The organism is Cryptosporangium aurantiacum (genome assembly GCF_900143005.1).
In the GTDB taxonomy this organism is placed as follows: Bacteria; Actinomycetota; Actinomycetes; order Mycobacteriales; family Cryptosporangiaceae; genus Cryptosporangium; species Cryptosporangium aurantiacum.
The window spans coordinates 24,786-49,413 of sequence record NZ_FRCS01000026.1 but is presented as its reverse complement, the minus strand read 5'-3'; the positions used below and the strand labels follow the sequence as shown (position 1 = coordinate 49,413).

At 69.1% G+C, this 24,628-nt stretch carries 27 protein-coding genes and 1 pseudogene; 12 read left to right on the top strand and 16 right to left on the bottom strand.

All coding sequences use genetic code 11. The features are described 5' to 3' along the window. Positions 1 to 11 precede the first annotated feature (11 nt). Positions 12 to 2,246 (bottom strand): helix-turn-helix transcriptional regulator, encoded by a 2,235-nt coding sequence (locus BUB75_RS48350; RefSeq protein ID WP_073265752.1) that lies wholly within the window; start codon positions 2,244 to 2,246, stop codon positions 12 to 14. Positions 2,247 to 2,320: 74 nt separating this feature from the next. Between BUB75_RS48350 and BUB75_RS41040 the strand changes: the two genes are divergently transcribed. Then, entirely contained in the window at positions 2,321 to 2,749 is a 429-nt protein-coding gene (locus BUB75_RS41040; RefSeq protein WP_073265750.1) for a hypothetical protein, read from the top strand. Positions 2,750 to 2,879: 130 nt separating this feature from the next. On the opposite strand, the gene BUB75_RS41030 is transcribed toward BUB75_RS41040, so the two are convergent. Continuing rightward, the gene (locus BUB75_RS41030) at positions 2,880 to 3,482 is read right to left on the bottom strand and encodes a dihydrofolate reductase family protein (RefSeq protein WP_073265746.1); all 603 of its coding nucleotides are present in this window, start codon (positions 3,480 to 3,482) and stop codon (positions 2,880 to 2,882) included. 225 nt (positions 3,483 to 3,707) lie between these two features. Between BUB75_RS41030 and BUB75_RS41025 the strand changes: the two genes are divergently transcribed. Both BUB75_RS41025 and BUB75_RS41020 read left to right on the top strand, forming a co-directional pair. Next, positions 3,708 to 4,283, top strand: coding sequence for an RNA polymerase sigma factor (locus BUB75_RS41025; RefSeq protein ID WP_178380109.1), 576 nt, complete (start codon positions 3,708 to 3,710; stop codon positions 4,281 to 4,283). Positions 4,284 to 4,307: 24 nt separating this feature from the next. Then, positions 4,308 to 5,369: a CU044_5270 family protein gene (locus BUB75_RS41020; protein ID WP_073265742.1), complete on the top strand. Its 1,062-nt coding sequence runs from the start codon at positions 4,308 to 4,310 to the stop codon at positions 5,367 to 5,369. Between the two features lie 17 nt (positions 5,370 to 5,386). Here BUB75_RS41020 and BUB75_RS41015 read toward each other — a convergent pair whose 3' ends face one another. After that, positions 5,387 to 6,523 carry a YbfB/YjiJ family MFS transporter gene (locus BUB75_RS41015; protein ID WP_073265740.1) on the bottom strand — a complete coding sequence of 379 codons (1,137 nt, stop codon included), beginning with the start codon at positions 6,521 to 6,523 and terminating at the stop codon, positions 5,387 to 5,389. Further along, a complete protein-coding gene (locus BUB75_RS41010; RefSeq protein ID WP_218618082.1) occupies positions 6,520 to 7,341 on the bottom strand; it encodes an alpha/beta hydrolase family protein in 822 nt (273 codons plus the stop codon). Before BUB75_RS41010 ends, BUB75_RS41015 begins: the two co-directional genes overlap by 4 nt. Before the next feature lie 100 nt (positions 7,342 to 7,441). Here BUB75_RS41010 and BUB75_RS41005 point away from each other — a divergent pair, with 100 nt between their 5' ends. Beyond that, on the top strand, positions 7,442 to 8,041 hold the full coding sequence (locus tag BUB75_RS41005) for a TetR/AcrR family transcriptional regulator (protein ID WP_073265813.1): 600 nt from the start codon (positions 7,442 to 7,444) through the stop codon (positions 8,039 to 8,041). 85 nt (positions 8,042 to 8,126) lie between these two features. Here the strand turns inward: BUB75_RS41005 and BUB75_RS41000 are convergent, their stop codons facing one another. Then, on the bottom strand, positions 8,127 to 8,708 hold the full coding sequence (locus BUB75_RS41000) for a TetR/AcrR family transcriptional regulator (RefSeq protein ID WP_073265811.1): 582 nt from the start codon (positions 8,706 to 8,708) through the stop codon (positions 8,127 to 8,129). A 78-nt stretch (positions 8,709 to 8,786) separates the two neighbouring features. Between BUB75_RS41000 and BUB75_RS40995 the strand changes: the two genes are divergently transcribed. The 3 genes from BUB75_RS40995 to BUB75_RS40985 all read left to right on the top strand — a co-directional run bounded on the left by BUB75_RS40995 (position 8,787) and on the right by BUB75_RS40985 (position 12,016). Further along, a complete protein-coding gene (locus BUB75_RS40995; RefSeq protein ID WP_073265736.1) occupies positions 8,787 to 10,007 on the top strand; it encodes an MFS transporter in 1,221 nt (406 codons plus the stop codon). Positions 10,008 to 10,236: 229 nt separating this feature from the next. Then, a complete protein-coding gene (locus BUB75_RS40990; RefSeq protein ID WP_073265734.1) occupies positions 10,237 to 10,950 on the top strand; it encodes a YqeB family protein in 714 nt (237 codons plus the stop codon). 97 nt (positions 10,951 to 11,047) lie between these two features. Continuing rightward, complete coding sequence (locus BUB75_RS40985) at positions 11,048 to 12,016, top strand: aldo/keto reductase (RefSeq protein ID WP_073265732.1); 969 nt, start codon at positions 11,048 to 11,050, stop codon at positions 12,014 to 12,016. Positions 12,017 to 12,191: 175 nt separating this feature from the next. Here the strand turns inward: BUB75_RS40985 and BUB75_RS40980 are convergent, their stop codons facing one another. From BUB75_RS40980 to BUB75_RS40970, 3 genes are all read right to left on the bottom strand, one after another. Next, positions 12,192 to 12,683: an SRPBCC family protein gene (locus BUB75_RS40980; protein WP_073265730.1), complete on the bottom strand. Its 492-nt coding sequence runs from the start codon at positions 12,681 to 12,683 to the stop codon at positions 12,192 to 12,194. 84 nt (positions 12,684 to 12,767) lie between these two features. Beyond that, the gene (locus BUB75_RS40975) at positions 12,768 to 13,676 is read right to left on the bottom strand and encodes a hypothetical protein (RefSeq protein WP_073265728.1); all 909 of its coding nucleotides are present in this window, start codon (positions 13,674 to 13,676) and stop codon (positions 12,768 to 12,770) included. Continuing rightward, positions 13,673 to 14,026, bottom strand: a complete 354-nt coding sequence (locus BUB75_RS40970) for a PadR family transcriptional regulator (RefSeq protein WP_073265726.1) — start codon at positions 14,024 to 14,026, stop codon at positions 13,673 to 13,675. Before BUB75_RS40970 ends, BUB75_RS40975 begins: the two co-directional genes overlap by 4 nt. Before the next feature lie 83 nt (positions 14,027 to 14,109). Between BUB75_RS40970 and BUB75_RS40965 the strand changes: the two genes are divergently transcribed. Continuing rightward, positions 14,110 to 14,943: an SAM-dependent methyltransferase gene (locus BUB75_RS40965; RefSeq protein WP_084742402.1), complete on the top strand. Its 834-nt coding sequence runs from the start codon at positions 14,110 to 14,112 to the stop codon at positions 14,941 to 14,943. A gap of 23 nt (positions 14,944 to 14,966) precedes the next feature. Here BUB75_RS40965 and BUB75_RS40960 read toward each other — a convergent pair whose 3' ends face one another. The 3 genes from BUB75_RS40960 to BUB75_RS40950 all read right to left on the bottom strand — a co-directional run bounded on the left by BUB75_RS40960 (position 14,967) and on the right by BUB75_RS40950 (position 17,799). Beyond that, on the bottom strand, positions 14,967 to 15,911 hold the full coding sequence (locus BUB75_RS40960) for an AraC-like ligand-binding domain-containing protein (RefSeq protein WP_073265722.1): 945 nt from the start codon (positions 15,909 to 15,911) through the stop codon (positions 14,967 to 14,969). After that, the gene (locus BUB75_RS40955; protein WP_073265720.1) at positions 15,908 to 16,861 is read right to left on the bottom strand and encodes a helix-turn-helix domain-containing protein; all 954 of its coding nucleotides are present in this window, start codon (positions 16,859 to 16,861) and stop codon (positions 15,908 to 15,910) included. Before BUB75_RS40955 ends, BUB75_RS40960 begins: the two co-directional genes overlap by 4 nt. A 77-nt stretch (positions 16,862 to 16,938) precedes the next feature. After that, positions 16,939 to 17,799, bottom strand: a complete 861-nt coding sequence (locus BUB75_RS40950) for an alpha/beta hydrolase (RefSeq protein ID WP_073265718.1) — start codon at positions 17,797 to 17,799, stop codon at positions 16,939 to 16,941. A 136-nt stretch (positions 17,800 to 17,935) separates the two neighbouring features. Here BUB75_RS40950 and BUB75_RS48345 point away from each other — a divergent pair, with 136 nt between their 5' ends. The 3 genes and pseudogenes from BUB75_RS48345 to BUB75_RS48700 form a co-directional block, all read left to right on the top strand. Next, a complete protein-coding gene (locus BUB75_RS48345) occupies positions 17,936 to 18,058 on the top strand; it encodes a hypothetical protein (RefSeq protein WP_281248460.1) in 123 nt (40 codons plus the stop codon). After that, a complete protein-coding gene (gene mraY, locus BUB75_RS40945) occupies positions 18,055 to 19,125 on the top strand; it encodes a phospho-N-acetylmuramoyl-pentapeptide-transferase (RefSeq protein ID WP_073265716.1) in 1,071 nt (356 codons plus the stop codon). The genes BUB75_RS48345 and mraY overlap by 4 nt, the downstream gene beginning before the upstream one ends. Positions 19,126 to 19,213: 88 nt before the next feature. Further along, a pseudogene (locus tag BUB75_RS48700) lies at positions 19,214 to 19,420 on the top strand (GntR family transcriptional regulator); the annotation flags it as partial. 81 nt (positions 19,421 to 19,501) lie between these two features. Here the strand turns inward: BUB75_RS48700 and BUB75_RS40935 are convergent. Both BUB75_RS40935 and BUB75_RS40930 read right to left on the bottom strand, forming a co-directional pair. Continuing rightward, positions 19,502 to 20,230, bottom strand: a complete 729-nt coding sequence (locus BUB75_RS40935; protein WP_073265714.1) for a GAF and ANTAR domain-containing protein — start codon at positions 20,228 to 20,230, stop codon at positions 19,502 to 19,504. Positions 20,231 to 20,444: 214 nt separating this feature from the next. Next, positions 20,445 to 21,179: a GAF and ANTAR domain-containing protein gene (locus BUB75_RS40930; RefSeq protein ID WP_073265712.1), complete on the bottom strand. Its 735-nt coding sequence runs from the start codon at positions 21,177 to 21,179 to the stop codon at positions 20,445 to 20,447. A gap of 425 nt (positions 21,180 to 21,604) precedes the next feature. Here BUB75_RS40930 and BUB75_RS40925 point away from each other — a divergent pair, with 425 nt between their 5' ends. After that, positions 21,605 to 22,564 carry a nitroreductase family protein gene (locus BUB75_RS40925; RefSeq protein ID WP_143175744.1) on the top strand — a complete coding sequence of 320 codons (960 nt, stop codon included), beginning with the start codon at positions 21,605 to 21,607 and terminating at the stop codon, positions 22,562 to 22,564. A gap of 23 nt (positions 22,565 to 22,587) precedes the next feature. Here the strand turns inward: BUB75_RS40925 and BUB75_RS40920 are convergent, their stop codons facing one another. The 3 genes from BUB75_RS40920 to BUB75_RS40910 all read right to left on the bottom strand — a co-directional run bounded on the left by BUB75_RS40920 (position 22,588) and on the right by BUB75_RS40910 (position 24,404). Beyond that, positions 22,588 to 23,031 carry a DUF5994 family protein gene (locus BUB75_RS40920; RefSeq protein WP_143175743.1) on the bottom strand — a complete coding sequence of 148 codons (444 nt, stop codon included), beginning with the start codon at positions 23,029 to 23,031 and terminating at the stop codon, positions 22,588 to 22,590. Positions 23,032 to 23,070: 39 nt separating this feature from the next. Beyond that, the gene (locus BUB75_RS40915; RefSeq protein ID WP_073265706.1) at positions 23,071 to 23,454 is read right to left on the bottom strand and encodes a hypothetical protein; all 384 of its coding nucleotides are present in this window, start codon (positions 23,452 to 23,454) and stop codon (positions 23,071 to 23,073) included. 182 nt (positions 23,455 to 23,636) lie between these two features. Beyond that, a complete protein-coding gene (locus BUB75_RS40910) occupies positions 23,637 to 24,404 on the bottom strand; it encodes a GAF and ANTAR domain-containing protein (RefSeq protein WP_073265704.1) in 768 nt (255 codons plus the stop codon). Positions 24,405 to 24,628: the final 224 nt, after the last annotated feature.

Below are 24,628 nucleotides of genomic sequence, written 5' to 3'. Positions count from 1 at the left end.
CGGCAAGGCGCCTAGCTCTCGGAGGCGGCGACCCAGCTCGCGATCTGGGCACGCGAGTGGAAGCCCAGCTTGTTCAGGATGTTGCGCACGTGACTCTCGACCGTGCGTTCGGAGATGAACAGCCGCGCGCCGATGTCCTTGTTGCTCAGGCCTTCGGCCACCAGCCCGGCGACGTCCTCCTCGCGCGGTCCCAACGGACCGTTCGGGCTCGGGGCGGCTACCTCGCGCAGCGCCAGTCGCAGCGCGTCGGCACGGCTCATCCGCCGGCCGTCGCGTAGCGACGACTCGAAGCGCGCCGGACCGAGAGCCGCCCGCGCCGATACGGTCGCCGACGACAGCGCGGGCGCCATTCCACTGTTGATGATCACACCCACCTCGACACGCAGCCCGTCCATGGCCCCGAGCAGCTGAGCCGCACGCTGCGGGTCGCGAGCCGAGGCGGCGCACGCGCCGAAGCCGCCGAGCAGGTAACACTGCGCGACCCGGTCGTCTACCCGGCGGGCGATCGGCAGCGCCTCGACGAACCGACGCTCCGCCTCGTCGGCGTCACCGGAGCGCAGCGCGGCGAAGCCCTGGTTCACCAGCATCATCGTGAGGCTGTACAGATCGCCCGCCCGGCGACTCAGCCGTGCGCCGTCGGCGGCCGCGGAACGGGCGGTGTCGAGATCACCGTCTCCGAGTGCGTTGAGGGTCCGCGCCTGGTGCACGATTAACGTGGCACCGACGTCGTCTTGGCCGGCGGACAGGGCTACCGCTTCGTCGAGCAGCCGTTGGGCGGACGGACGGTCGCCTGCCATGTGCGCCGCGATCGCCGCCATGCCGAGCAGCTGGCACAGGACGTCCGGCTGCCCGGCCCCGCGAGCGGCTAGCAGGCCACGCTCCAACACCGGCACGGCGACGACCGGGTCGCTCTGCAGCACGGCCAGGAAGCCCCGGGCGAAGTAGGTCCACGGCAACGCCGCCGCGGGAGCCAACTCGTCGAGCCATCGGACGCCCTCGGTCGTGGCGCGGGTGATCCAGTACCAGGTCAGGCTGGTGGCCAGAGCGATGCCGCGCACGTCGTCGGATAACGCCCGCAGCAAAGCCCGGACGTTGTCGATCTCCGGCTCGATCCACGTCAGCCACTCCACCAGCCGGTACCGGCCCTCGGCACCGAATTGTGCGCATTGCCGCAGGTAGTGGTCCGCCCAGCGCTGTTCGAGGCCATCCGGGGAACGCGTCGAGCCGACGTACTCGCGCATGGTCTCGTACAGGCGGTAGACGGTCGTGCCCGCAGCATGCTCTCGCTGCAGCAGCGACTTGTCGACCAGCGAGGACACCAGTTCGACGCTCTGCGCCGCCGGCACGCTACCGAAGCAGCACACCGCCTCGACGTCGTCGAGCGTGAACCGGCCGACGAACACCGAAAGCCGGGACAACAGCGTCTGTTCGGCGGAAGTCAGCAGGTCGTAGCTCCACTCGAGGGTCGTGCGCAGCGTCTCGTGGCGCGGCAGGGCCGCCCTGGTGCCGCCGGCGAGCAGCGCGAACCGGTCGTGCAGCCGGTCGAGGATCTGTGCGGGGGCGAGCGCCCGGGTCCGGACCGCCGCCAGCTCGATCGCCAGGGGCAACCCGTCGAGGCGTCGGCACAGGTCCACCACGGCCGCCCGGTTGGCGTCGGTGAGCTCGAAGTCGCCCGACGCCGCCGCTGCGCGCTCGACGAAAAGCCGAACCGCTTCGTTCTCGCGCAGACGCTCCAGCGGATCGTCCGCCGGGAGCGACAACGGCGGCACCGGCAGCACGTGTTCCCCGGCAGCCCGGAGCGGCGCCTGGCTGGTGGCGATCACTCGAACCGCCGGCGCCGCCCGGAGCACCTCGCCGACCAGCTCGGCCGCGGCGTCGAGCAGATGTTCGCAGTTGTCGACGACGAGCAGCAGCTCGGCGTCGCGGAGGTGCCGTAGCAGCAGCTCACGCGGTTCGGAGGCGGCCTGGTCGCGCAGGTCGAGGGCCGCCATCGCGGTGTGGGTCACCAGCGCCGGATCGCGCAGCTTACCGAGTTCGACCAGCCACGCGCCGTCCCGGAACCTGCGGGCGAGATCGGTGGCGAGACGGATCGCGAGGCGCGTCTTGCCCACGCCACCGGGCCCGACCAAGCTCACCAGACGACCGTCGGCCAGCTTCTTCCTCGCCTCGGCCAGCTCTCGGCGGCGACCGACGAAGCTCGTGGCCTCGGCGGGGAGGTTGCCCGATCGTCGACTGCGGGTGACCACGACACGACGGTACTCAGTACCGGCTCAGTACTTCCACTGATGAGCGTCAACCGCGTTCTTTCTACCGTTGGCCCATGACCACGACTGCTGCCCCGGTGGAAGATATCGACGTGTCGGTGCCGCGCCTCTACGCGCTGCGCTTCGGATACTCCCTGCTCGCGTTCGGTCTCGCGATCGAGACGTGGCCTGTCGTCCTGGTCCACGACTCGTCCTGGAGAGGGACCGAGAGCCTCGTCTACTGCATCCTGGCGGCGTTATCTCTCCTGTCGTTCGTCGGCCTTCGCTACCCCGTGAAGATGCTCCCGCTCCTCCTGTTCGAGTCGGCCTGGAAGGTGATCTGGCTGAGCGCGGTGGCCCTGCCCGCGTGGCTCTCCGATCGGATGGACGACGAGACGTGGGGGTACACGGCCTCGTGCCTTCTCGTCGTCATCTTCCTGGCGGTGGTGCCGTGGCCCTACGTCTACCGGAAGTACGTCCTCGCCCCTGGCGAGCGGTGGCGCTGAGGTCGTCCGATACAGCCATTGCCGCGTTGCTCGGGCACCAGACGCGCGCCTTCGGGGACGCGGATCGTGAGCGCCTCGCCCTGCTGGTCGATCCGGCCGCCGGTGTCGGTCTCGTCCAGGAAGTGGGTGGTCAGCGGCGGCGGTATCGGATGTGGGTGGCCAGCGGTGAGTGAAGCACCTCGACGGGTTCGAACCCGAACGATTCGACGCCGTCGAAGATGCGCTCGCCGGAACCGAGCAGGACCGGTGCGACGTCGAGGGTGAGCTCGTCGATCACACCTGCGGTCAGTGCCTGCCGGACGGTCGAGGCCCCACCGGCGATGTCCACGCCCTTGTCGCCTGCGGCCTGACGCGCTGCGGAGTAGGCCGCGTCGAAGCCCTCCGTGACGAAGTGGAACGTGGTCCCGCCGTCCATCCGGATCGGGTCGTGTGCGTGGTGGCTCAGCACGAACACCGGCGCGTGGTACGGCGGCTCGGTGCCCCACCACCCGGTCCATTCCTCGTCCCAGTCCCCGCGGATCGGGCCGAACATATTGCGACCCATCACGTACGCGCCTCGCGGGCGCATGAGCCACTCGTTCGCGATCTTGTCGGCGTCGTTGGCCCGCGGGTCGCCGATGTGCCAGCCGTGCAACTCCAGCCCTCGCTTGCCCAGGGGCTGCTCGCGGCTCTGGTCGGGCCCGGCGACGAAGCCGTCCAGCGAGATCGACATGTGGCAGGTGGTGTCCGACATCGTGAACCTCCAGAAGGATTGCGACGAACTCGTCTCAGCAGGGTGTCGGAGCCGGATACGCCCGCTCGACGTCCGAGAATGTGACCTGTGCCATAGTCCGCCGTTAGGCGGGGTGGACGGGGTCGAGGCAGGTGCCCTAGTCGCGTGCGGCGCCGCAAACTGGGCGGAACCTCGGCAGGCTCTGCGGTGAACAACCGGGCATGAACCCAGACATTGGAGGGTGCCGTGCCCCTCTCCCTCAGTGACCGGACCGACGCGGCTCTCATTACCGGCCCGCCGGAGTGGTTCGGGGAGTTGTTCGAGCGGTACTCCGCCCAGCTCTACGGCTATGCCGCCCGTCGCGTCGGCCCACAGGCCGCCGAAGACCTGGTGGCCGAGGCGTTCCTGGCCGCCTTCACGGCGCGGAGCCGGTACGACACGTCGGCGGCCAGCGCACGGCCGTGGCTATTCGGGATCCTGACCAACCTGCTAAGGAGGTCGCGTCGGTCCGAGGCGAGAGCCTGGCGGGCATTCGCCCGCGCCGGTACTGATCCGCTCGCGCGCCAGGCGAGCCAACCGTTCGTCGATCGCGCCGGCGAGCGCATCGATGCGCAAGCGGCCGTCCGGTCGATCGCGGGCGTGCTGGCCGCAATGCCCAGCACGCAGCGTGACGTCTTGCTGCTCCATGTCTGGGCCGGCATGGACTATCCCGAACTGGCCGCCGCACTCGAGCTGCCGCCGGGCACTGTCCGCTCACGACTCCACCGTGCCAAGGCGCGCCTACGCGACGCGTTGCCGGATCACTACGCGCCCTCTGTCTAGACCCTCTCCGAAAGGACCCAACTCGTGGACAACCAGCTGAATGGGGGCGAGTTGTTGCTCGCCGAGATCCGCCGCGATCTGACCGAACCGCCACCGGACGCCGTCCAACGGATGCGGCACGCGGTGCAGAACGCAACCCTGCAGAGCGCTAACGTGTCCGCGGCCGGGCTCCGGCATGGCCGCGCCGGCCGTCGCTCGCTGCGTCCCGCACTCGCCGGTGTGGCCGCTATCGGTGTCGCCGCCGCGGTCGGTGCGGGCGTTGTTGTCGGCTCCTCCGATCGCGGTGCCCAGCGCGCTCCGGACTCGACCATCCAGGCCCAGCCCAGCCATGCCCGGCCCTCCGACGCCCCGATGTTGCTCAGGGAAGTCTCGTGGGTGACCGACCGGACTTCGGTGTCCGTGCGCGACGACCAGTTCATCTACACCGAGATGAAAGTGCGCTCCATTCTCGCCCGTCGAAAGTCGGACGGTCAGCCAACGACGATCGACGACGACTCCCAGTACTGGGAGTCGGCGGACGGGAGCAAGCCGGGTTGGAACATCAGTGCCGACAAGCGCGGTCACCGTCAGGGCGGGCCGACTGCGGCAAACCCCGAACCGAACCTCGAGTCGCCGACGTACAAGTACCTGACCACCCTCCCCACCGATCCCGACGTGCTGCTCGCCCGAATCCGCGCTGCAGTCGCCCAGACCGAAGGCAGCAAGCCGGACGCGGTAGTCGACATGGATCAGGCCGCATTCACCATCATCGGTGACCTGGTCCGCCACGGTCCGCTGCCGCCGGCGCTGGGCGCAGCGCTGTACCGAGCGGCGGCCCAGATCCCCGGCGTCCAGTTGGTGCCGGACGCCGTGGACGCGGCCGGACGGCACGGTATCGGTGTGGTCCGGCGGAGTACCGCGCTCGCCGCTCTGCCGTCCGAAGGCGGAACGCAGTCCCGCCTGGATCCGGTATACGAGATGGAATGGATCTTCGACGCGAAGACCTACTCGCTCCTCGGAACGCGGACCGAGAGCCGGGCGGCAACCATCTCCGTCGCGGTGATCGAGCGAGCGGTGGTAGACCGCGTCCGCGACACCAAGAGGTAGCAGACGCGCCCGCTCGTTCAACGGCCGACGAGCGGGCCGCGGGCTTGACGGCATCCAGCCGGTCTGACGGAGATCGCGGCCAGGAGCGCACCGGCGCCGCACAGCGCGACGGTCCACCCGAGAGTGGCGTCGGCGGTCGTGCGGTCGGCCACCTCCCCTGCCAGCCAGGGACCGGCCATCTGACCGACCGCGAAGACGACCGTGAAGAGGGCCAATGTGCCGGCCAGCCGGTCGGACGGGGTAGCCGCGCGCACCAGCGCGGTGACCGCAGCGGGCACGGCCATGAACGTCGCTCCGTAGGCGAGCGCGGACACGATCACGACTGCGGAGCCCGGGCGAAGCAGCACGGCTCCGGCCGCGCCGGCGATGACGCCGAGTAGCACGGCGAGGACGCGCCCGCCCGGCCATGCGCTGATCGGACGCTGCCACAGGCTGGGTGCGGCGATCACCGCGAGCCCGAGCACGATCCAGGTGAGCGTCGTCTGTGTGGTTGAGGCGTTTCGGCCGACCAGGTACGCCGACAGGAACGTGATGTACGCGATGTACCCGGCCGCGAACAGGAAATAGACGACCGCGAGGGGCCAGAGGCGGCGGACCGTGATGGTGGCTCCGCCGGGCGCGGGCGACGTCGGTCGGACGGCGGTCCAGCTCACCGCTGCCGCGAGACCGGCGCCCGCCGCGAGTCCTACCCAAGCCAGCGGCCAGCGTTCCGGATGGTGGTCCAACAGTGACGGGACGAGCGCGCCACTGAGCACGATCCCGAGTCCGGCGCCGGCGAAGTACACGGTGGTCGGCGCGAGCACCGCACCGGCGATGAATACCAGCGCTCCGGCGACGCCGGCCAGTACCCGCGCAGCGAGCAGCCCTGGATAGGAGACCGTCGCGGCGGTCGCGGCCAGGGCGACCGCACACAGCACCATGCCGAGCCGGAACGTCCCGGCGACGCCCAGCCGCCTCGCCAGCGCCCCCGTGACCAGCGCGCCGGCGAGGTACCCGAGCCCATTCGCGGTCGTCATCACTCCGGCCCGGGCCAGGTCCCAATGCAACTGCTCGGCCATGCTCGGCAGTACTAATCCGTAGGCGAACCGGCCGAGTCCGAGCGCCGATGCGGTGCCCAGCGCCAAGCGGGCCGAGCGCCAGGTGGGCTCCGTCACCCGACCGGGCGCAGGTGCCGGTCGAGGAAGGACGTCACCGAGCGAGCCAGCGTTACCCGGTGATCGGACAACGCGTGATCGGTCGGGAAGACCTGGTGCTCCAGCCGGATCGCCGGATGAGCCCGGTACGCCTCGACCAACGGCGAGTGATGCACGTCGGGCGGAGCGACCGGATCCCGACCGGTGCCCACCAGCAGCACCGGCCGCCCCATCAGCCGTGGCGCGAGCCCCGCCAGGCTCCATGACTGCCCGGCAGCCTCGACCTCGGCGACGAGCGCCTCGCCGCTGGTGCCTCGCAGCGGTAAGAGCTCTCCGTCCCAGTCCTGGACGTACGCCGCCCGGACCGCAGGATCAGCCAGGTCGGCCGATACGGCGCCGAAGTCGAATCCGGCAACGGAGACGACGGCGCCCACCGTCGGGTCGGCAGCGGCGGTCATCAACGCCGCGAAGCCACCGGCGCTGTGCCCGATCACCGCCAGCCGCCCTGGATCCAACCGGTAGGCAGTGGAGAAGGCGTTCTCCTGGACAGAAGCCACTGCCTGCGCGGCGTCGTCGAGCACGTTGCGCCACGACCACGCACCACCCACTCCCCACGAGCCGCGGTAGTGGAACACCAGCGCCGCGTACCCCGCGCGACGCAGCGCATGGGCGAGGTCGAAGTTGCGCTCGTTCCCGGGGAACCCGTGCAGGAGCACCGCGATCGGGTGCGGCCCGGCGCCCGCCGGCACGTGCAGGACTCCCAGCAGCGTCTCGCCGCCGCTGGCGAGCGTTACCGCCGGTGTGCTGGCCGGCGTGTCGGCATGCCGAGAGTCGGTCATGAGGAAGTCGGTAGTCATACGCCCTCCCGAGATAGAACCGATCGGTTCGATGAGGTCGCACGCTAGCAGAGACTTCAAACCGCTCGGTACCATCTCGGTCATGCCCGTTGCCAAAGGCGCGACCCTCGATCCGGCGCAGACCCGCGCCGGCATCCTGCAGGCGGCCACCCGCCTGCTCTACCAACGAGGGCTCGACGGCATCGGGGTGGCCGAGCTGTGCGCGATAATCGGTATCTCGAAGGAGACGCTGTATCGCCACTTCGGATCCAAGCAAGGGCTGGTCCGTGCGGTTCTGGAGGCGCAGAGTGACCGCATCCTGCGCTGGGTGCACGACGCCGTCGCCGCCGCCGGCGACGACCCGCTAGACCAGCTCAGCGCGGTCTTCGACGCGCTCGCCCGGTGGCACGACGAGCCGACCTTCCGTGGCTGCGCGATCCTCAACGCAGCCACGCAGCAGCACGGGGACGGTACGGCCCGCGCGGTGGCCCATCAGCACCTGCAGCGCCAGCTCGCTGTGCTGACCGACATCGCCGGACGCGCCGGTGTTGCCGACGCCGTCGATGTCGCCAAGCAGATGCTCGCCCTTCGGGTAGGCGCGACCGTCCTCGCCGATCATGCGAGCGATACCGAAGCCGCCCGGCTCGCTAAGGATGCCGCGCTCAGCCTGCTCCGGTCTCGCCTTCCGGCTCAGACGCGATAGCACTGGTGCTCGCGTGTCGGAGTAGCGGCGCGGCCGGCCGCCACGCAGACCGATGACGACGTCGTGGATACGGCGCCGTTGTGGACTACAGCGCCTGGAGCGCGTAGTCGATGGCCGTGGTCAGGTGTGCGACGTCATGGCCGGCGCGTTCCCGGACCCGGAGGCCGAGCACCGTCGTGAACAGCATCTCCACTGCGGCATCGATATCTAGGCCGTCCGATAGCTGCCCCGTGCGACGGCCTTCCTGCAGCAACGACCGCAACGATTCCCGGGTGACCTCGAACGACGCCTCGATCCGTCGGCGAACCTCGACGTCGCCGCCGCCGAGCTCGGTCGTGGTGTTGACGACGAAGCACCCCCGCCCCGGCTCCTCGCCGGACTGGCACGTGACCAGCCACACCATCCATTCCCGGAGCACCTCCCGGATCGGTCGGCCGGTGCTGGCCAGCAGTCGCTGAGCTTGAACCGTCTCAGTAGCCCGGTAGTGATCGAGTGCGCGCAGGAACAGGGTGTGCTTGTCGGTGAAGGTTCGATACAGGCTGCTGGGTGTCAGGTGGAGTTCGGCGCCGAGATCCCGCACCGAGGTGGCGTGGTAGCCGCGGCGCCAGAACACGTCGGTTGCCGTGCTGACCGCATCCTGCTCGTCGAACTGCCGAGGGCGTGCCATGCGTTGCAGCATACCCGAGTTGTGGAGCGATCGCTCCCATACTACGGTGGCGGCACGTATGGGAGCGATCGCTCCCGAATGAACGGAGGGCGTCCGGTGACGCATGAAGTACAGACCACCGGTCAGACAGCAACCCAGTCCGCCGCGCCGCGAAGTGGCTGGCCGGCGGTCACAGCGGTAGCGCTAGGCACATTTCTGCTGGTGACCGCTGAACAGCTACCGATCGGACTGCTGACCGCTGTCGGTTCGGCGCTGTCGGTCTCCGAAGGCACAGCCGGGTTGATGGTGACGGTGCCGAGCCTGGTCGCCGCGGTCGCAGCGCCCCTCGTGCCGGTCGTCGTCGGCGGGATGGACCGGCGCGCGCTGTTACTCGCCCTGATGGGCCTGATGACGCTCGCGAACGTGACGACGGCGGTGGCGCCGAACTTCGCGGTGCTGGTCACCTCCCGGGTGCTGGTCGGCGTGGCGATCGGCGGTTTCTGGGCCGTCGCGAGCGGACTCGCTGTGCGGCTCGTTGCCACCGCGCACGTGCCGCGGGCCACCGCGATCATCTTCGGTGGCGTCGGCGCCGCCAACGTGTTCGGAGTGCCGCTCGGTACCCTGATGGGTGAGCTCGTCGGCTGGCGGATCGCCTTTGTCACGTTGAGCGTCCTGGCGCTGGTCACCGTGCTCGCGCTGCTGGCTGTACTACCGCCGCTGGCCGCACCTCAGCTCGTCCGTCCCCGACTGCTGATCGACCAGTTCCGCAACCCCGGCGTCCGCATCGGCATCCTCGCAACGTTCCTCATCGTGACCGGTCACTTCTCGGCCTACACGTTCGTGAGCCCGGCACTGCAGCAACTGTCTGGAATCGACGAGCGCCTCGTCGGTCCGCTGCTGTTCGCCTTCGGCACGGCCGGCATGGTCGGCAACTTCGTCGCCGGAGCAGCGCTGGGACGGCACACGTACCGAACCATGCTGGTCCTCACCGTTGCCCTGGCGGTGGTGATGCCGCTCTACCTGCTACTGGGCGGAGGGCCGGCCGGCGGGACCATCCTCCTGATCACTTGGGGTCTCGCTTACGGCGGCATGTCGGTCGGACTGCAGACCTGGATGATCAAGGCGGCACCGAACGCCGTGGAACCGGCCTCCGCCCTCTGGGTGGCGGTGTTCAACCTGTCGATCGGATTCGGCGCACTCGTCGGTGGCGTCCTCGTCGACACCCTCTCCCTCGATGCGGTGCTGTGGCTCGGCGGCATCTGCGCCCTCGGCGCGGCCATCACTATCCGGGCCGCCCGCGCCAACACCAACCTTCGCTGACGGGACCGTCCTCCGGCTTGCACAGCCACTCGATATTCGTCGCCCAGCCGCCACCACGGTCCGGCAGCCCGTTCCGGGTGGCGCTGGCGATAATGACCCTCCCTGCCGGCCGCGCCGGCGGCCTGGTGGGGCCGGACGCACGGCGGACAACAGCCGTAGACCAAAGTCGATGAGCACGCCGACGATCGCCCCTGGCGGCGTCGTCCCGCCCGCCCCTACCGTGCCTGACATGTCCGTCACCACTGTCGAGGAGCCCGGACCGGTCAAAGCCGTCGTCGCGGTCGGGTTGCCCGCCGCGGGCGCCGGGACGGGCGCCCTGGCCTACCTGATCGTCGGCTGGCTGGCCGACTTCCCCTGGAAGCCGCTGCGCCGGCCGATGCGATTCGTCGAGGACCTGCCCGAGCCCTGGGGCCTGGTGGTATTGGTCGCCGCCGGTGCCGTTGCCGGGCTGGTTCTGGTCGGCATGGCCACCTACGAGCGGCTGAAGGTCACCGTCACCGCGCAGACGGTCACCCTGGACCGCGGCGGCCGATTCGGAACGTTCTTCGACGGGCCCGCGCCGCGCGAGATCGCCCGTGAGGGCATCGGCGCCGTCTTCCCCGACGGCAAGAAGCTTGTCCTGCTGGGCCGCGACACCCGGGAGTTGGCCCGGGAGTCCCACGACCTGAACAAGGCGAAGCTCCGCGACGCGTTCACCGCGCACGGCTACCCGTGGTCGGACACCGATCCGCACGCCGCCCGGTTCCAGCCCTGGGTCGAGGAGGACCCGTCGCTGCCGCCTGCCGCCCACGTGGTGTTCAAGGCCCGCCAGAAAGCCCTCAACAAGGGTAAGAAGGACGAACTGGCGGCGTTGCGTGCCGAGCTGGCTACCTACGGGCTGGTCGTCCGGGACGAGAAGAAACGCCAACAGTGGCGCACTTGCGATGTAGCCGGGCGCCTTTGAGAAACTGTTGCGGCGCTGCACGGACCGCGCGGCGGCGTAGCTGCATGCACCGACATGGGCTTGGGCTCGCTCACGGGATCTCCGGGAAGGCAGCGAAGTGGAGTTCACACGGCTGGGCAGGACGGGCCTTCGGGTGAGCCGGATCGGGCTGGGGTGCATGAGCTACGGCCACGCCGCGGCGGGCATGCATCAGTGGACCTTGGACGAGGACGCCGCAGCCCCGTTCTTCCGGCAGGCCGTCGAGCTGGGTGTGACGTTCTGGGACACCGCGAACGTGTACCAGGGCGGCACGTCGGAAGAGTTCGTCGGACGGGCGATCCGCGAATTCTCCCGCCGCGAGGACATCGTGCTGGCCACCAAGGTGAGCGGGAAGATGCACGACGGTCCCGGCGGCAGCGGTCTGTCCCGCAAGGCGATCCTGGAGCAGGCGGACGCCTCTCTGCGCCGGCTGGGCACCGATTTCATCGACGTCTACTACATTCACCGCTTCGACCCTGAGACGCCGGTCGAGGAGACCATGGCGACCCTCGACGACCTGGTCCGGGCCGGGAAGGTGCGTTACCTCGGGGCGTCGTCGATGTGGGCGTGGCAGTTCGCGAAACTCCAGCACACCGCCGCGGTGAACGGGTGGACGACGTTCTCGGCGATGCAGGACCAGTACAACGTGCTCAAACGCGAGGAAGAGCGGGACATGGTCCCGATGTGCCTCGACCAGGGCGTCGGCCTGACCCCATACTCGCCGCTGGCCAAGGGCCGGGCCACACGGCCCTGGGGCGAACAGACCACACGGTCCTCGGCCGACAACGTCGCCAAAGCCTTCGACCGGGACGTCGACAAGCCGGTCGTGGACGCGGTGGAACAGATCGCCGAAGCCCGCGGCGTTCCGATGGCCCAAGTGGCTCTGGCCTGGGTCCTGTCCAAACCCGCGGTGTCCTGCCCGATCGTCGGCGCGACAAAACCGCACCATCTCCAGGACGCGGTCACCGCCCTGGACCTTGCCCTCACTCCAGACGAGATCGCAGAACTGGAGAAACCGTACACGCCGCAGGACAACTACTGGTGGTGACGTCCACTCGACACCCCCGGCACCGACGGGCATAGGGGCCGCCGACCCCGTCCAACAAAGTTCTTCGCGCCGCTAGTTACTGACGGCCTCGGTTGCCGGCGGGCCTCTCCCGTCGGCGGTCTACCGCGTACGCCTAGGCCATGGGCAGCGGTCGGCGGCAGATGGTCCCCGCGGATCAGCCCGCCGTTTGGCGGACGTCCGTTCCGTGCTCGGCGAATGCCTTGAAGTCCCGCATGTGCTGTAGCGACTGCTTGCGGAACGCGCCGGGCATCAACAGCCCCACCAACCGCATCAGCAAGCCGTTGAACCGGTACTCGTTCTCGCTCTCCCAGAGCGTCGTCTCCGGGCCGGTTTCGGTCAGGCGTTCGCGCGCGGCGCTCCACATGCCCTTGGTGACGATCTCGCGGTCGAAGTGGACGATGCTCTCTTTCGGGATCTCGCGCAGGTCCACCGGTTCCCGGCGCGTGATGGTCTCGGTGCCCTCGAACTTCTGCTGTCCCATCTGCATCACCACTCGCGACTTGGTGCCGACCTGCCCGTGCACGCCGTTCAGCGGCTCGTGCAGCACCATGCCCCGCAACCATTTCGGCAGGTGTTCCGGGTCGGCGAGCAGCTGGGCCACCCGCTCCCGCGGCAGGGCGATCTCGATCGAGACGGTGTACTTCATCTCGGAGCGCTCCAGTTCTCGAGGGAACGGACGCACAGTAACAACGTCGCTTTATATTAGTCCATACTAATCAATCGTTGGCGATCAGAGGCGGAGTTGGCGGCGGACGGCGACGACGGAGACAGCGAGCAACAGGGCCGGTCCGAGAGCGGCCAGCGCCATCTGCCGACCGATGTCCGACGGAGCCAGTGGAGCTCCGCCGCTCTGGATGACGAAGGTCGCCAGGACGACGGTCTTCACCAGGAATTGGCTGAGCAGAACGAGCCCGACGGCCGCCGCGGCGCGCTCGTCCACCGCCACCCAGACCAGAACTCCCACACAGAGCGCAACCGTGCCCACCGCGCCCGCGGTTCCGGCCGCCTCGGAGGAGAATCGCAACATGACCTGATCGGTGGTCAGCAGCAGAAGCGGGACGAGCGGCAGGTACCTGAGCAGACCACCGGCGGGACGCGGAGCCTCTCTGACCAGCGGTAGCAGCAGGCCCGCGACACACAGGTAAACGATCCACCCGCCTTGCAGGTCCTTGCCCGTGATCCAGAAGACCGCCGTTCCGACGATCGACGCGGCAGCGGCGGCCGCGGCGGCGCTGCGGTAGTAACCCCGCAGAGCGGCGACCAGCGCGACCACGCCGAGCGGAAGCGCGGCCAGGTCCTGCAGGTGCGGTTGAAGCACCCACCGGGTCGCCGGCGCCCCGGCAGCAAGATCAATGGCGACGCTCACCGGAGCGCTCGCGATCGTCGACACCAGCAGCATCAACGCGGCCACTCCGGACGCGGACTGCCAGCTGCCTCGGACGCTTCGGCGCTCCTGGCCGGCGTGCGCGCGCAGAGCGCCGAGAACGAGCGCGGACACCTCCCTCGAGGTCGGACTCGTCCTGCTGTCCCCTGCCGACTCCAGGAGCGTCGCCAGCAACTCGGGGCCGCGGTCGCGTCGATAGGCAGCCGGGTAGAGCCGCAAGACGCGCGCGTAGCGACGTTCCAGGTCGCCGCTCATGCCAGCCCTGCTGCCGGTCGGCGCGCCATCCGTACGGCGCGATCGGTGACCACCCGGGCGGCATCAGCCAGATAAGCGGCCTCGGCCTGAAGGGCGGCGTCACCCTCGGGTGTCGTGGCGTAGTAGCGCCGGGCCCGGCCGCTGACGATCTCCTCTTTCACCACTCGGACATAACCCTCGGCTGTGAGCCGGTCCAGGGCCGAGTACAGCGTGCCGGTGGCCAGCGTGACGCGGCCCTGGGAGAGCGCCGCGGCCTGCTTGATGATCGCGTAGCCGTGCAGCGGCTCGTCCTGTAGGGCGGAGAGGATGAAGTACGTCGGCTCTCGCATCCGCGAGTTCGCTCCAGTCATGTCGTCAGAATATGACGATGAACTACATATGTAAATGAACTCTCGGAGGTGGAGGGCGAGGACGTCATCACTATGCTGTTTTCATGCAGGATGGTCCTCAGTCGACGGAAAGCGGGTCGATGACCTCCGGTGCCAGGTTTGACCTGCAGGCCCGGTTACGCACCGACCAGCCAGCAGGCGCGCGGATGTGGGACTATCTGCTCGGCGGCAAAGACAACTTCGCCGTAGATCGCGCCGCCGCCGACGCCATCGTCGCTCGGCTTCCCGAGATGGCCGAATTCGCTCGGGCCGGTCGCCTCTTCCTCTCCCGCGCCGTCGGGTTCCTGGCCGGCGAGGCCGGCATTCGTCAGTTCCTCGACGTGGGACCAGGACTACCGACGGTCAACAACACACATGAACTGGCGCAGCGCATCGCGCCCGAGTCCAGGGTCGTGTACGTCGACAACGATCCGCTGGTTCTGGTGCACGCCCGCGCGCTGCTGACCAGCAGCCCGGAAGGCGCTACCGACTACATCGACGCCGACGCCCGGGATCCGGCGAGGATCCTGCAAGCCGCGGCGGCCACCCTCGACTTCTCCCGCCCGGTCGCCGTCATGATGATCGGCATCCTCGGCCACATCCCGGACGCGGACGGTCCGGCAGAGGTCGTGCGCACCATCGTCGACGCTCTGGCACCCGGCAGTTACCTCGTGATCAACGACAGCATCACCACGCCGCAGAACGACGATGCCGCCGTGACCGCCCACAGCTACGGCGCGGTGGATTACACCTTGCGGACCGTCGAGCAGATCGCCGCGTTTTTCGACGGTCTCGAACTGGTCGAGCCCGGCGTCGTCTCGAATCCACTGTGGCGGCCCGAACCCGGCACCCATCCGTCGGAACTGGCCGTCTACTGCGGTGTAGCTCGCAAAGTCTGAGGCGGACGTAGAGGCCCCCCAGTTCAGTGTGACCGGCGCCAGTCCCGCGGGCTCGCGCCGTAGCTCTCGCGGAAGCGACGGCTGAAGTACGGCATGTCCGTGAAGCCCCACCGTCTGGCCACCGCCGAGATCGGCGCGCGGTCACTGTCCGGCCTGCTCAGCTCGCGACGGACCGCCTCGAGCCGCTCGTGGATGATCCACTGGCTCAGGCTCAGCTCCGGGTGCGACCAAATGTTGTACAGGCTGCGCAGCGAGATGCCGTGCGCGTCCGCGATGCGCTGCGGCGTCAGCGCCGGGTCGGCCAGGTGGCGGTGGATCCAGTGCCTGACCGCGGCCAGCCGGGCGTCTGGCGTCAGATCGAGGGGCTCGGCCGCGGCGTCCATGAGCAGCGCGCGGACCAGCTCAACCGTCGCGCTACCGACCGGTCCCGCGGCACCGGGGATGGCGCCGATCGTCGCGATGCTCGCCCGGAGATGCTCGAGGTGGGCGCGGACCAGAGTATGGACAGCCGACGAGGGATCCAGCCGGGCCGCCGCCCGGCGGATCGCGTCGGCCGGCATCCCGAGGTGCTCATGGTCGACCTGTACCGCAAACGACCCGCCCTCGCCGGTCCACCAGTAGTCGTATTCGATGCTGAGGTCGACCACCATGAGGTCACCAGGGTCGACGACCCGGGAAGCGCCCGCCTGGCGGTACTCCCCGCGGCCACCGGTCTGTAACGCCAGCGCGACCCGTTCGGGTGCGGCCACCCGCAGTTGCGCCGGTCCGCGCGTCAGCCGCAGGCCAGTGCCCTCATGGCTGTAGACGCTCGTCCCGCCGCCGAGTTCCCAATACCCCAACCGCGCCCGCACGTGCTCGGCATCCTCCAGACGGATCAGCGACGGCACGGTGGCATGAGCGATCGCGTCGCGCAGCGCGTCGGTCCGGTGCTCGGACGGCAGCGAGTCGGTGTCGAGGACGAACGTCATGCGGAGCGGGCCTGCCGTCGGAAGTCGCCGGGCGTGACCTGGTACGCGTGGCGGAAGCGTCGGCTGAAGTGGCTGGCGTCGGTGAAACCCCAGTCGTGGGCGATCTGGGCAATCGACCGGACGTGCGGCCCCGGCGCGTGTAACTCGACGCGCGCGCCGGCCAGTCGCTCGGCCATGACCCACTGCTCCAGCGTCGACCCGGTGGACGACCAGACAGCGTGCAGATGGCGCACCGAGATGTGGTGGGCCGCAGCGACCCGGGCCGGGCTCAGGTCGGGTTCGCGCAGGTGAGTTCGGACGTAGCTGGTGACCCGCGCAAGCAGCGTGTCGTACCGGGCCTGTCGCGTGTGTGCACCCCCGAGTGGCACCTGAACCAGCGCCCGGAGCAGATCGACGGTGGCGGCGCCGATCGCAGCCGCAGCTGGTGAGGCCGCCAGCTCGTCGGCCCGCGCGAACAGCTGCGCCAGGTGGCTGTGGACTAGTGCCCGCAGCGGGTTCTGCCGGAAGGTCGGTATGGCGCGGCGGACGTCGTCGACCGTGAGCCCCAGCGTGTCGACGTCGACGATGACGGCCCGGGACGGGCCGTAACCGATCGCCTGCCAGCGGTACGCGGCTGTCATGTCGATCATCGTCGTGTCGTCGGGCCCGATCTCCTGCAGAACCCCGTGCTGCAGATGCCTGCCGCCGGCGTGCTCGTGGAGCGTGATCGAGAGCTGCTCCGCCGGTACTGCTAATGGCTTGCTCGGCAGCTGGATCGTCAGGCCGGTGCTCACCGTGGTGAACAGCTGAGCAGCCGAGCCCAGCGTCCAGAGGTTCATCTGGGCGGTAACGCCCAGCGGGGAATCGTCGAAGGCCACCCGAGTCCCGGTGCAGGTCATCGACAGGGCCTGCCGGACCGCGTCGGCGCGATCCGGGGCGTCGAGGCGGTCGGTGTCCAGCAGGAGCGTCATGACCGATTCCCTGATGATGGTGCCGACCGGGCAGCCGGCGCGCGGCTGCCCGGCCGAATGCTAAGACCTACTCGAACTCAAACGGAAGAGTGCTGGACGTGCGTGGTCACGAACGTGAGCGCGGTCTCGGCCACCTCCCGCCAGCCGGAGTCGATCGTGAGCGAGTGGCCCCGGCCCGGCAGCTCGACGATCTCGGTGACGCCGGGGTTGCGTTCCTGCTTCTTGAACTGGGCGTGGGTCACGGCCCACGGGATCGTGTGGTCCTTCTCGCCGGAGATCAGCAGCAGCGGACCACGCTCGGGGTTCTTCGTTTCGACCCTGGCCTCGGTGAAAGGATTGAAGTTCGCCCCGACCGCCTGGAAGATCGGCACGCCCGACGCCGCGACGTGGAACTCGTCGTAGAGCGCGCGGGCCTCCTCCTCCGGGAGGGCATTGGCCCAGCCGTAACGGAACTGGTCAAAGGTCAGCGCGACCGCGCGGCCGATGTTCGCCGGGTTGCCGATCACCGCCGCGCTCGATCGCAGCGACGAGACCGGCACCGGCAGGACACCGCGAAACGGTGCCGGGTCGATCGCCACGGTGACCGCCGCCGCGCCGTCGCCCGCGATCTTCTGCGCGATCAGCCCACCGAACGAGTGGCCGACGATCGCCGGCTTACCCCCGATCAGGCGTCCGATGGCGTCCAAATAATGGTCAGTGACCTGCTGGACCATCTTGTGCGCGAAGACCTCGGGGTTCGCACGGGCTTCCTGGACGGAGTCCGGGTCATCCGGCCAGCCGGGTGCGATGGTGGCGTAGCCAGCGTCCTCGAACAGAGCACGCCAGCGGTCCCAGCTGCTCGACAGCAACCACAACCCATGGATGAAGACGACGACCGGCCGGCCGGCGTCGTTCGCGCGCTCGATCTCCTCGAGCTCACGGGTGGTAAGTCCGGACACGCTTTCCCCTCAACCTCGCGGCGACTTCCTTGATTCAGACCGTAGGAAAGCGCTCACCCGACGTCTTGTACGTCCGTGCAGCGCTCTGTGCTCTGCACGCAACGACAGTGACCACCGGCGCATCGCCGCTGCCTTGGTGGGTGACCGTATTCTCGCGCTGAGTCCTGCGGTAGAGGAGTCGGTGCTCGTGCCGGATGTGGATGGCGTGGTGCGGCTGCTCACCGAGCAGCCGGCGCCGGCCGGGGTCGGCCCCGCGTGAGGAGTGTTCTGGCCGCGGCGTTCGTGGCCTTCGTCGCCTCGATCTTCGGTACTCCGATCGCCATCGGTCATCTCCACCGGCTGAAGTTCGGCCAGGAGATCCGGGAGGAGGGTCCGAAGCGTCACTGGTCCAAGCGTGGAACCCCCACGATGGGCGGCATCGTTTTCATCCTGGCGACGGTGCTCGCCTATGTGGTCATCCACGTTGTGGTCGGTGGCCACCGGGTCAGCCCGACCGCGGTGACGCTACTGGGGCTGTTCGTCGGTATGGGGCTCGTCGGCTTCGTCGACGACTTCATCAAGATCCGGAGGAAGCGCAGCCTCGGCCTGAACAAGCGGGGCAAACTGATCGGCCAGGCCGTGGTCGCGGCCGGGTTCGCGTTCCTCGCGCTGAATCTGCCGGATGAGAACGGCTACACGATCGCGTCCGAAAAGCTCTCCTTCACCCGGGATGTCAGCTGGGCACACCTGACCCAGGTGGGGGCGGCGCTGTTCTTCGCGTTCGTCGTCATCGCCGCGGCCAACGGCGTCAACCTCACCGACGGTCTGGACGGCCTGGCGACGGGACCGTCGATCATGGTGCTCTCCGGCTACATCCTGATCGGGTTGTGGCAGTACCGGCACATCTGCGGCGAAGTCGCCGGCCCGAACTGCTATACGGTTCGCGACCCGCTCGATGCGGCGGTGCTCGCGGCAGCGGCGGCTGGTGCGCTGGCCGGGTTTCTCTGGTGGAACGCGCCGCCCGCCCGGCTGTTCATGGGCGACACCGGTGCGCTGGGAATCGGTGGCCTGATCGCGGGCCTGGCGCTGACCACCCGGACGACGTTGCTGCTGCTGATCCTCGGTGGGCTGTTCGTGATCGTCACGATGTCGGTCGTCATCCAGATCATCTCGTTCCGCAGCACCGGTCGGCGGGTGTTCCGGATGGCGCCGCTGCAGCACCACTTCGAGCTGGTCGGGTGGCAGGAGACCACGATCGTGGTGCGTTTCTGGATCATCTCCGGGGTCTTCGTCGCCGCGGGCCTGAGCATCTTCGTCGCCGACTATCTCGACACACTCACGCTTTGAGCGCGTGAGGCCCGCTGGTGAGCTGGGCGGCTTGGTTGGCTCCGATGTGGGCCTAGTCGGCGAGGGTGGAGGTGCACGGTTCCTCCATCGGGGTACCGCCCGCCACGCGCTCTCGCTGCTGGAGAACGAGGGTTACGTCTACCGGCGCCCGCCCCGCGGCACGTTCGTCGCCGAGCCCCGCGTGGCGTTCCGGATCGGCAGCTTCTCCGACGAGATCACCCGGGTCGGACGGCGCCCGGCCGCTCAGGTTCTCTGGGCCGAGGAACGTGATCCGACACCGTCCGCGCGTCGTTCGAGGTGGACGCCGAGATCCCGGTGCCGATCGAGGTGGAATCCGAACCGGTCGGCTAGTCCGCACGCGCCGGGGACGTGAGGGTCACATCGACGGTGCGGTGGGGCGCTGCACGCCCAGGACCAGTTCCTCGGCCGTGTCGCGCAAGGATCGGTGAGCCTCCTGGGACATCCGCGTCAGGTCTCCGAGCGCCTCCTCCGCGGTTCCACCGTGTTGGCCGATCAGGACGCCCAGCGCTTGGTCGACGATCGCGCGGGACTGCATGACCGCACGCATGTCGTCGATCAATTGAGGTGTGGAAGTGGGGCGGAAGGCGTTCGCGATCGCGATCGCCGCGTAACCGGCGAACGCGAGGGCCAGTTCGACGGCCTGCTCGTCGAAGGCGGTGGGACGGGAGGCGTAAAGAGTGAGGCTTCCGATGGTTCGGTGCTGCACGGGAAGAGGTATCGACAGCGAACTCTGTATCCCCTGGGCGAGGGCCTTGGGCGTGTAACCGGGCCATCGGGTCTCGACGGCCATGTCGTTGATCGTCACGATCTGTCCGCCGCGGGCGGCATCCATGCACGGCCCGCACCCCACCCGGTACTGGCTCTGGTCGAGCATCAGGGCCCGCGAACCGGTGTGGGCGACGGTGGTGGCGTGGTTGCGGTCCACCTCGGTGATGGATACCGCGTCGGCGGCGGCGATCGTCTGGCAGGTGAGAAGGGCGATCTTCCTCAGGGTGTCGCCGAGGGGAGGGTCGACAACCGGGGTCCGCCCGAGTTCGGCGAAGGCTCGCGCCGGAGTCGATCTGTCTGTGGAGCTGTCGTGCATGTACTGCTGCCTCCCATGGAACCCGCCCTGGCGAGCTACACCCGCGAAGCCTCATCGAGGCGAGCGTTTGCCCAGACACACCGACGACTGGACAGTGGCCTACGGGCAATGGCGGTCTTCGACACGCTCCGGGGTCTGGGGAGCCGAATGACCGTACCCCGTGCGAGGCGTCGGCGCTGCCCCGCAGCGCCGAACGACGACTCGCTGGAGACGGTCAGCCTCGGGGGTGGTCGTCCGGTCGCCGGGCGCGGGCGCGACCGATGGCCTCCTCGACCAGCGTCCGCGCCACCGCGGCCACCTTCTTGTGCTGGGACTGGCTCATCGTCCGCAACCGTTCGAAGGCTTCCTCGGGCCCGGCGCCGGTGCGACTCATGATGATCCCCAACGCCTGGTCGATGACCGCCCGGCTGGTCAACGCCTCCCCGAGCTGGGCGGCCAGCCGCTGTGAGCCGGCCAACGCCTGAGCGTTGCGGACCGCCACCGCTGCCGGCCGGGCGAACATCTCGCCCAGCCGAACCGCGTCGAGGGTGAACGCGTCCTTGCCGTGGGCGTACACGGTCAGGGCACCCACCACCTGTTCGGGAACGAGTAACGGCAACGACAGGACGCTGTGCACCCCTATCCGCCCGGCGCGCGGGCCGAACCGGGGCCAGCGCCGCTCCCCGCCCAGTGAGCCCGACGTCTGCGTCTGTCGTGTTCGGACGGCCAGTACGGCCGGACCCTCACCGACCGCCTGCTGCACGTCGTCGACCGCCCGGACGAAGGTCGCGGTCGCCACGACGGTCTGCGGGCGATCGTCCTCCAGCACGGTCAACCCGGCGCCTTCCGCGCCGGGGATCGCCCGCACCGCGAATCCGGCGATCTCGGTCAGCGTCTCCGAGAGCATGCGATGGTCGGTCAGCAACCCGGCCAATCCGGCCAGGCCGGCGGCGAGATCGTCGTCCTCCATCGGAGCCTCCGGATCGCCGCGTCGAGTCGACCGAAGTATCCCGCACCTCGAGGACCGGCTCACGACACACAGGTACCCCGCGAACTGGGACGTTGCGGTACGGTGAAGCAGCTGAGCCGTCAGCCGATCCGGGACGGGACCGCCGCGCAGTCAGCCGCGCCCCGCGAGCACCACCGCTCAGAGCCGGCCTTCTCAGGGATCTCCGCTTGGAGCCCTATGTCGACCACGACGACGCCCATCCGCGATCCGTCGGTCTGACCGATGTTGATCGCCCCTGACCTCATGGCTGCCCGCCGACGACGTCGGCTGCGCCTTCTGATCCTCATGCGGACGCCGGAGCGCCGGGCCACTCCTTCCGACCGAGCACCCGTATGTCACGCACATCTGACGCCGGCCGAGACGGGATCAGCATGAATCTGCACAGCGTGCGCCCAGACAGGACTTCGGGCCCCGAGTTCCGGACGGATGCCGCCGTCGACCGCAGCCTGCGCGAGGCGATCGAGGCCGCCGGACGGGCGCCGTCGATGTTCAGGCTCGAGCCTTGGCGCTGGCAGCTCAACTCGCATCAGCTGGAGCTGCGCGCCGATCAGACACGACAGCTGACCGCAGTCGACCCGCATGGGCGCATGCTGACGCTCGGCTGCGGAATCGCGCTGGATCACGCGCTGGTCGCCCTCGCCGCGTCCGGTCAGTGGGCTTCGGTGGATCGATTCCCGGTCGACGAACCGGGGCTGGTGGCCCGGATCGTCCCGTCCGGGACGTACGAGCCGACGGCAACAGACACTCGACTGCTGCGGGCCATGACCGAACGCCGCACCGATCAGCACCCCTTCTCCTCCACGCCGGTACCGGCCGGGACGATCGACCGCCTCCGTCGTATGGCCGAGAGCTGGGGTGTGTACGTGACGGAACTCGACCCGGAGTGCCTCGTCGATTTTCACGTCTTCACCGCGCGGGCGGGCGAGCTGGGCCAGAGCCAGGCTGCCCATCAGGGGGAAGTGGCGGCCTCGACGCGACGACGGATACCGCTCCGAGCGCTCTGCCCGGAGGGCCACGATCTCCTGCTGCCGGGCCCCGGAGAGGACGGCGGCGCCCGCTACCTGGTGCTCTGGAGCCCCGGCGATGACCCGGCGTCCTGGCTGGCAGCCGGTGAGGTGACGAGCTCGATCCTGCTGGACGCGACCGTCGCCGAGTTGGACGTCAGCCCGATGAGCGACGTCGTCGAGACACCGATCTCGCGGACCCTGGTGCACAGCCTGCTCGGCAACCGGGGCTACGCGCATGCGGTCCTGCGGATCGGGATGCCCGTCGCTGACCAGCCGACTCCTCCCGCGCCACGCCGAGCGGCCGAGGATCTCACCCCCGTCGATCGCGGCCGGTGCTAGCGCACGTACGGCGGAGCCACCGATCACCCCGTGCCGCTGTGCAGCACTCCATGGTTGGCGAGCACCTGTGAGCCACGGGTTGCGCTGGTGCCGCGGCTGGCGGCGGCCATCGCTGCCAGAGCGGCGATCGGCGCCGTGGCGGGCGGGATGACCAGGAGTTCCAGGACGAGGTCGTTCTTCCCCAGAACGACGACTTCGTGCTGGTCGTTGGGGCTGAACCAGCAGATCTCGACCCGGTGCCGGTCGAATGGCACCGCCCGCGGGGTGGTGAGCCATCCGGATCCGCTGAGCGACATGCGCTCCACCTCACCGATGACCGTGACCACTTCAGCCATCAACAGCGGGAATTCGACCAGCGGATGGCGGGTGCGGGGCCACCACGCACCGTCGAGAACGCTTTCCCCGGCACGTTGCTCGCTGAGCACCAGGCGTACCCGGCCCTCGTCAGGCACGGCATCAGCAGCCATGAAAACCTCCGATCCGGCGCAAGGTCAGCGTCCGGTCCCCTAGTCGTCCGCGGGATCCACCCGATCAGCGAGCCAGTGCTCGGCTTCTAACAGGCCGGGCGGCAGCGCGAGTCCGCGGCGCTCCAACGCCTCGCAGTAGTCGCGCGCCGCTTCGAAATACCGGTGGCGCACCTCGTCCCGTGTGGCGCCGGGCGTGTCCGACACGCTCAGCGCGTAGTCCTGTTGCGCGGTGAGCAGAGTGGCTGCCAGACCGTGCAGCTCGGGATCGGCCGTGGACAGGTGCGGTGCCAGCGCCGCGGTCAGCGCCCGCACGGTGCCACCCGTTGCACCGGCGTGCTTCCGAGGGCCGCGTTCGTCGACGGTGGCCGTGATGCGCCCCGGCCGACGCCGCAGCGGGGTGACGACCGGCGGGAGTGGCGTCATGACATCGACCTGTCCCCGGCGGTGGCCGGCGGTTGCGATTCGCCCAGGACGACGTCGACCAAGCTGCCAACGCTCGAAATGACCTCGGTACATCCAGAGTAGTCCGGTCTGACCGGCAAAACCGGATTCGGAGCGAGTTCCTCGAAAACGGCCCGCCGCCCCACGCTCGGCCGGGACGTCGTTCAGCTGCCGTAGCGCACAAATTCGCTCGGCGTCGCGCGGGACACCGATGGCTCCTGCGGAGGCTGCCCGGTGACTCGCGTGATGACGTCGGCCGCAACGTCACGGAGTTTTCGGTTGCGGTGCTGAGAGGCCTCCCTCAGCAGTTGGAACGCTCTCGTAGGGGTGCACAGCTGCTGGCCCATGAGGATGCCGAGGGCTTGGTCGATGACGCTGCGGGAGGCCAGCGCGGCGTTCAACTGCTCCTCGACCTGGGCTTGCGAGGCGTGACGCAGAGCGAGCGTGAGGGCGGCGGCGCACTGAGCCGCGTACGCCTCCGCGAACTGCCGCGCGGGTGAGGTGAAAGCGCGGGCCTGAACCGAATAGAGATTCAACGCCGCGACGGTGTGGCCGTCGACGCGCAAGGGCAGCGATAGTGAGCTGGCGACGCCTGCGGCGAGGGCGGGCATCCGGTAGCGGGGCCAGCGTACGTCGACGGACAGGTCATCGACCCAGACGGCCCGGCCGGTGTGCAGCGCTTCCAGGCACGGTCCCTGGTCGGCGTCGTACTGAATTTCATCGACCCGGGCGGCCAGCTCCGCACTCGTGGCCGCGGTGAACGGCTGACCGTCGCGGTGAGCGGTCAGGCCGCAGGCCGCCGCCGGATCGACGACGTCCGACGCGAGCACGACGACGTGCTCCAAGAACTCACCCATGCCTGGAGACCCGGCCAGGAGCGAGAACAACTCGGCGTTGAGGTCGGCCAGCGGGGCGGGGGACGTGTTGTCCATCGAATCCGGCTTCCTGAAGCGTCGCTTCGGTTGTTGTGCGGCCGAGGACGACGAAGCCTTGAACGGCTGCGCACGGGGAATCACCGGTACCCCAACCGTACGTGATTTCGTGAGACACGAGCTCGAGCCGCTCCCGTCCGGCCCTGGCCGGGGGCCCCTCGTCGTATATACGCTGTATATACGACGAGGTGGAGCCATGAAGACCGTCATCGACCTGGACCCCG